At 64.4% G+C, this 5487-nt stretch carries 5 protein-coding genes; all 5 read right to left on the reverse strand.

The features are described 5' to 3' along the window. Positions 1 to 538, reverse strand: a 538-nt coding sequence (locus AC5JJ6_RS15130) for an NAD(P)/FAD-dependent oxidoreductase (RefSeq protein ID WP_496042847.1), incomplete at its 3' end; no start/stop codon positions are given. Between the two features lie 27 nt (positions 539 to 565). After that, complete coding sequence (locus AC5JJ6_RS15135; protein WP_496042848.1) at positions 566 to 2632, reverse strand: LodA/GoxA family CTQ-dependent oxidase; 2067 nt, start codon at positions 2630 to 2632, stop codon at positions 566 to 568. A 48-nt stretch (positions 2633 to 2680) separates the two neighbouring features. Further along, positions 2681 to 3469 carry a ferritin-like domain-containing protein gene (locus AC5JJ6_RS15140; protein WP_496042863.1) on the reverse strand — a complete coding sequence of 263 codons (789 nt, stop codon included), beginning with the start codon at positions 3467 to 3469 and terminating at the stop codon, positions 2681 to 2683. Then, on the reverse strand, positions 3373 to 3831 hold the full coding sequence (locus tag AC5JJ6_RS15145) for a ferritin-like domain-containing protein (RefSeq protein ID WP_496042849.1): 459 nt from the start codon (positions 3829 to 3831) through the stop codon (positions 3373 to 3375). The genes AC5JJ6_RS15140 and AC5JJ6_RS15145 overlap by 97 nt, the downstream gene beginning before the upstream one ends. A 632-nt stretch (positions 3832 to 4463) precedes the next feature. Further along, positions 4464 to 5487, reverse strand: a 1024-nt coding sequence (locus AC5JJ6_RS15150) for a zinc-dependent alcohol dehydrogenase (RefSeq protein WP_496042850.1), incomplete at its 5' end; no start/stop codon positions are given.

Genomic DNA, 5487 nt, shown 5'->3' on the forward strand with positions numbered 1-5487 from the left:
GCCGCCGGCGGCCGGCCCCGCGCTGATGGGCGAACAGCCCCCGCGCACCCGTGGCATCGACCACGAAGCGCGCCGTCAGCGCCGTCACGGCCCCGTCGTCCCCCACCAGCCGCAGCCGGTAGCCGCCGCCGGGCATCGGCTCCGCCTTGTCGAAACCGGTCCCGCTCAGCACTCCCATTCCCAGCCCTTCGATCCGCGAGAGCAGGAACGCGTCGAAGCGCCGCCGGTCAAGGTGCCATCCCTGACCGTGCGGGTTGTAGAGATAGTCGTTGTAGCCCAGCCGGTTGTCGCCCCAGGCGGAGCGGCTGCCCAGGCAGGGCTCGTGCCCTTCGGCGACGAAATCGTCCCAGATCCCGAGCGTGCGGAACATCAGCCCGGTATCCGGCGGGATGCTCTCCCCGATCCGCCGGACCTCATGGGTGCCGGCTTCGATGACCAAGACATCGCGGATGCCCTGGCGGTGGAGCGCCAGTGCCGTGGCGCAGCCGGCAGGACCGCCGCCAAGGATGGCGACGGTCCTGTCATGATGGGTTGTCATGCTTTCCCAGCGACCGCTGACGGCAGCTCAGCCGGCGCTCGTGCCCTTGTCGTTCATCGGCCAGGGCGGAATGACAAGGGCTTCATCGACCGGCAGCGCGCTCCGCACCTCGAAGAACTGGTCCGGGTTGCGCTGCCCGCCGACGATCGCGCTGTCCTGGATCACGAAGCCGATCTTGTGCCAGTTCGGCAGGATGTTCTCGATATCCTGATAGCGGCCCTGGTTGGCCGGATTTTCGCTGCCGGTGCCGGGACCCCGGACCGAATAGCGCTGCGGACCGGGCTTGCCGTCCTTGACCTCGGAAGCGAGATGGACATGGACCGGACGCTGCGCTGGCCACGACCAGTACAGCGTGGTGTTGTGCGGAATCGTCGGGCTGGTCGGATGGGTGGCGCAGGAATTGTAGTCGGTGTGCCACGGCACGGACATGAACTTGGTCATGTCGCCCGGCTCGACCAGATCCTCGCCGGTGCTGTGCAGCGGCACGTAGCCCTCCGACAGCACGGGCACGTCCGGCTTCAGGGATTCGAAGCTGAGCGGCTTCGGAGCGATGCGGAACGGCCCGACCTCCTTCTTCCGCCAGTCTTGGACGTAGATTTCCTCCTGGCGCACGGTGAAGGTCAGATCGATGCCGGGGCTGAAACGGCCGCCCAGGCAGTTGATCAGCGAGGCCTTGTCCAGCAGATCGCCCGGCGACAGCGGTTTGACCGGCTCGGCACTGCACTTGCGGTCGTTCCACTGCGTCAGGAAATAGTACTGCGTCAGCGTCGGCGACAGGAAGGCCTGACCCGAGTCGCCGAGCGCACCCGGCATCAGCGGCACGCCCAGCATGGCCTGCTGCGGCAGGTTCGGGTTGCGGATATAGGCCAGCCCCGACAGGATCGTGTCGGCGGGATCGGTTTCCGCGCCGATGCGGCCGACCGCGCGGTGCGCGTGCTTGGCGCCCTGCGGCAGGTTGGAAATCCATTCCTGCAAGGCCGTGCCCCGGAAGATATGGGCGACGTCGTCCTCGAAGCTGGCGTCGCGGTCGTACCGGTATTCGCCGTCCGAATAGATCTCCGGCTGAAGGCCGAGCTTGCGGACGAAGGTGTCGTACACCTCGTCCCACAGCGACACGACGTTGAGGATCTGCGGCGCATAGGACGGATCGGCCGTCGTGACCCAGGCCGTCCCGGCGGAAATCCGCGTCTCGTCGGGCTGGCCGCCGTTCAGCACGACCACCGCCGAGACCGGGCCGTCGCTGGTGTCGTCGAACCAGCCGTCGTTATCGACGCTGCTGACGAGCTGGTAGAAGCTGCCGTCCTCCTGCTTCCAGGCGCTCGCCCTGCCGTAGCCGCCCAGCACTACCAGCCGCCCGGCCTCGTCGGTCTCCAGGTGGCCCAGGGTATCGACCTCGCCGGTCGGCGAGTACAGCCCGTCGGGGAACGACTTCGCCGGCCAGGACTTCGGATAGTCCGGCAGCGTCTTGAAGCCGCCTTCCGCGCTGTAGACCGATGCTTCCGTAGCGGCATCGAACCGAACCGGTGCGGCGCCGGCGCCCCGCACCGTGCGCGGCCCGAAATCGATCGTCAGCCGGGAGACCCGCTCCGGGTCGTTCAGAACAGCCAGCTCCTCCGTGCCCTCGTCGCCGGCGTACAGCGACGCGTTGCGGATCGGCGGCAGGTTGCCGTTGCCGTAGTTGTCGATCACCGGACCGTTGGCGTTGCTCACCTCCAGGACGAAGGTGTTGGCCTTCTTGTTGGCGACATGGACGGTCCAGACGATGTCGGTGACCGTCTTGCCGCCCAGCGTGCCGCCGATCCTGATCTCCTGCTCGGTGGCGGCCGGGTAGGCCTTGGCCTCCGCTTCGCTATAGGCGAAGATCTTGAAGCGGGCGGCCTGACGCTTCAGCGCGCCGGAAGCGTCGCGCAGGTCCTCGTCGGTGATCGTGTCGTGCTCGGTGCCGCGCCGGATCGGCAGTCCGCCCATCACCGGCGGCTCGCTGCCGGCGACCGGAACGCCGGCCATGGTTTCGGGCGCCAGGTAATAGTCGTCGCTGTTGCCGACTCGCGCGAAGGCGATGGCGGGATGGATGCGCAGGATGCTCTTGGACATGGGCTGATCCCTGAATCTTTGTTTGACGACCTTGAATTGACTCAGAGGTCAGGCGAGCGCCGGCTCGGTCTTCCAGACCGCCGCCTTGGCGTTGGGCGCCTTCGCCAGCGGGAAGCGCGGCTCCGACTCCAACGCCGCGAACGTCGCCCTGGTCTGCTCCGAATGGTTCAGGTCGTGGTGCGAGAAGGCCGGCACCGCGCCGTTCTGCCAGCAGGCCAGGATATTGCCGGCAAGCGTGACCATGTGGACGTAGAACTGCGGGACCGGCTTGCCGGCGAACTTCTCCGTCATGGCCCAGCGGAACTTGGAGAAGTTCTCGACCAGCCGGAGCTGAGCCGCGTAGCCGGGAGTGCCCTCGGCCGGGAAGCGCTCGGCGGCATAGGTTTCCGGCAGCACGCCGCCCTGGATCAGGCTGTAGAACTTCTCGAAATGCGGCCACGACGGCTCGATGTCGTCGGCGGTATTCCGGAACTGCTTCTTGATCGGCGGGTTCGACGCGCTTTTGAAATAGCTGGCGATGTCCGGCAGGTTGGGATGCTTCGGATGGCTCTTGAGGCCGGCCGGACGCTGGGTGCCTTCGCCCTGGGACGTGATCGCATCGACCAGATTGGCGACCTGCGCCAGCCCGTCGGCGCCCTCGATCGTGATGGTCGGCTGCTCGAAGTCGGCATAGAAGCGCTTGAAGGCATCGACCTGATTGACCGGCTTGATGTGGTCCTTCAACTGCGTCGCCCCGACCGTCACCGCCTGATAGAACTCCCCGATCGATCCATAGACGGCGATGTCGGGGTTGGCGTCCACCGGATGGCCGGTATCCCAGAACGGATATTCGACCAGGCAGAAGCCCTGGAGCCGCGCGATGTCGAGCTGCCCGATCTCCGCCGCGCCGACGGAAACAGCGTCCGGGGGTCCGGATCGTCCAGCGAGAAATTCAGGTGCGGAATATGCGTCCCCTCATAGACCGGGCACTTGAACAGCGGCTTCAGCCCATAGGCGTTGGCGATATTGGCCGCCAGCTGGACATGCAGCATTTCCTGGTTGACGACCGACAGGATGAGCTGGAACGCCGCCTCGCCCTGATCCTTGATGGAATAGGCCGCTGCCATGTAGTACGGGATGGTCCAGAACTCGAGATCGACAGCCGCCTGCAAATGCTCCTGCAACTGTTCCAATGTCCATTGCGGTTCCGCTGAACTCATCAGGTGACTCCTGCCCGGAAAATATTGATTTGAGAAATCCCCGGCGGCTGAAACCGTGTCCGCTCTCGGGGGCGCTATTGGATGCGGGAGAACGACAGCAGGAATGTGGTATTTAAGTCAAGTAAATTGGTGTTAAATTTTATGTTACTTCGGTGAAACAATACTTCTGTATGTTTCGTGGAGTGCATATCCGAGTAACGTTAGTGGCGATTTACTTGGGTAATTCTTGAACAGGCACAGCACCGCTACCTCGGGCTGTAAGCCGCCCAGTCCAGCGCTTGAACCATAGCCGCCACCCTAAAACGTTCCTGAACGTCACCAGCCGCTCAGTTCCTGAAAGGAGATACCAAGTTCAAGTCTTGGTATGGCGGGAAGGGGGAAGGAGGCGGCCAAAGCCAGCGCTTACCAGACTTGATCTTGGCAAGACGGTGTGGAAGCGGAGTAGTTACGGCATAAACATCAGGTCCGACGATGAAAGCAGAGGAGACCCATCCACGCCCAGCCCGTAGTGACCTTCAGTGACCAGCGGTGACGAAAAACAGTTTTTTCCTCACCCACGCCGGCACGACGACGGCCGGAGCTTCCACCCCGGCCGTCGATGTTTCACGTGAAAGACCGTTCAGGCTCCGCCCTCAGGGCCGCAGCACGACCTTCATGCATTCGTCCTGCTTGTTGAGGAAGGTCGAGTAGCCCGACGCTGCGTCGTTCAGGTTCAGCCGGTGCGTGATGACGAAGCTGGGGTCGATGTCGCCCTTCTGGATGTGCTCCAGCAGCGGTTTCATATAGTGCTGCACATGGGCCTGCCCCGCCTTGATCGTCAGAGACCTGTTCACGACGGCGCCGAACGGGAACTTGTCGACGAACCCGCCATAGACGCCGATCACCGACACTGTGCCGCCGTTGCGGCATGACAGGATCGCTTCGCGCAGGGCGATGATCCTGTCAGTTTCCAGCATCATCGCCTGCTTGGCGCGGTCGTAGGCGCCGATCAGGCCCATGCCGTGGGCTTCCATGCCGACCGCGTCGATGCAGGCATCGGGGCCGCGCCCGCCGGTCATCTCGCGCAAGGCCTCGGGCACGCTGTCGACTTCGGCGTAGTTGATCGTCTCGGCCCCGCCCTGCTCGCTCGCCATCTTCAGCCGGTAGGGGAACCGGTCGATCGCGATGACGCGTTCGGCTCCCAGCAGGAAGGCGCTCTTGATCGCGAACTGGCCGACCGGGCCGCAGCCCCAGACCGCGATGGTGTCGCCGCGCTTGATGTTGCAATTGTCGGCGCCCATGTAGCCGGTCGGGAAGATGTCGGACAGGAAGAGCACCTGTTCGTCCGGCATGCCGTCCGGGATCTTGATCGGTCCGACATCGGCATAGGGCACGCGGGCATATTCCGCCTGACCGCCGGCATAGCCGCCCAGCATGTGGGAATAGCCGTAGATCGCGGCCGGCGAGTAGCCCCACAGCTTTTCGGCCATCCAGGCATTCGGGTTGGAGTTCTCGCAGACCGAATAAAGGTGGCTCTCGCAGTTCATGCAGTGGCCGCAGGCGATCGGGAACGGCACCACGACGCGGTCGCCGACCTTCAGCTTCTTCACGTCGCGGCCGACCTCCACCACCTCGCCCATGAACTCATGGCCCATGATGTCGCCCTTCTCCATCGAC

The organism is Skermanella sp. (assembly GCF_059503625.1).

Coding starts and splice junctions, on each gene's coding strand:
- AC5JJ6_RS15135 (WP_496042848.1), bottom strand. CDS start 2,632: ATGTCCAAGAGCATCCTGCGCATCCATCCCGCCATCGCCTTCGCGCGA.
- AC5JJ6_RS15145 (WP_496042849.1), bottom strand. CDS start 3,831: ATGAGTTCAGCGGAACCGCAATGGACATTGGAACAGTTGCAGGAGCAT.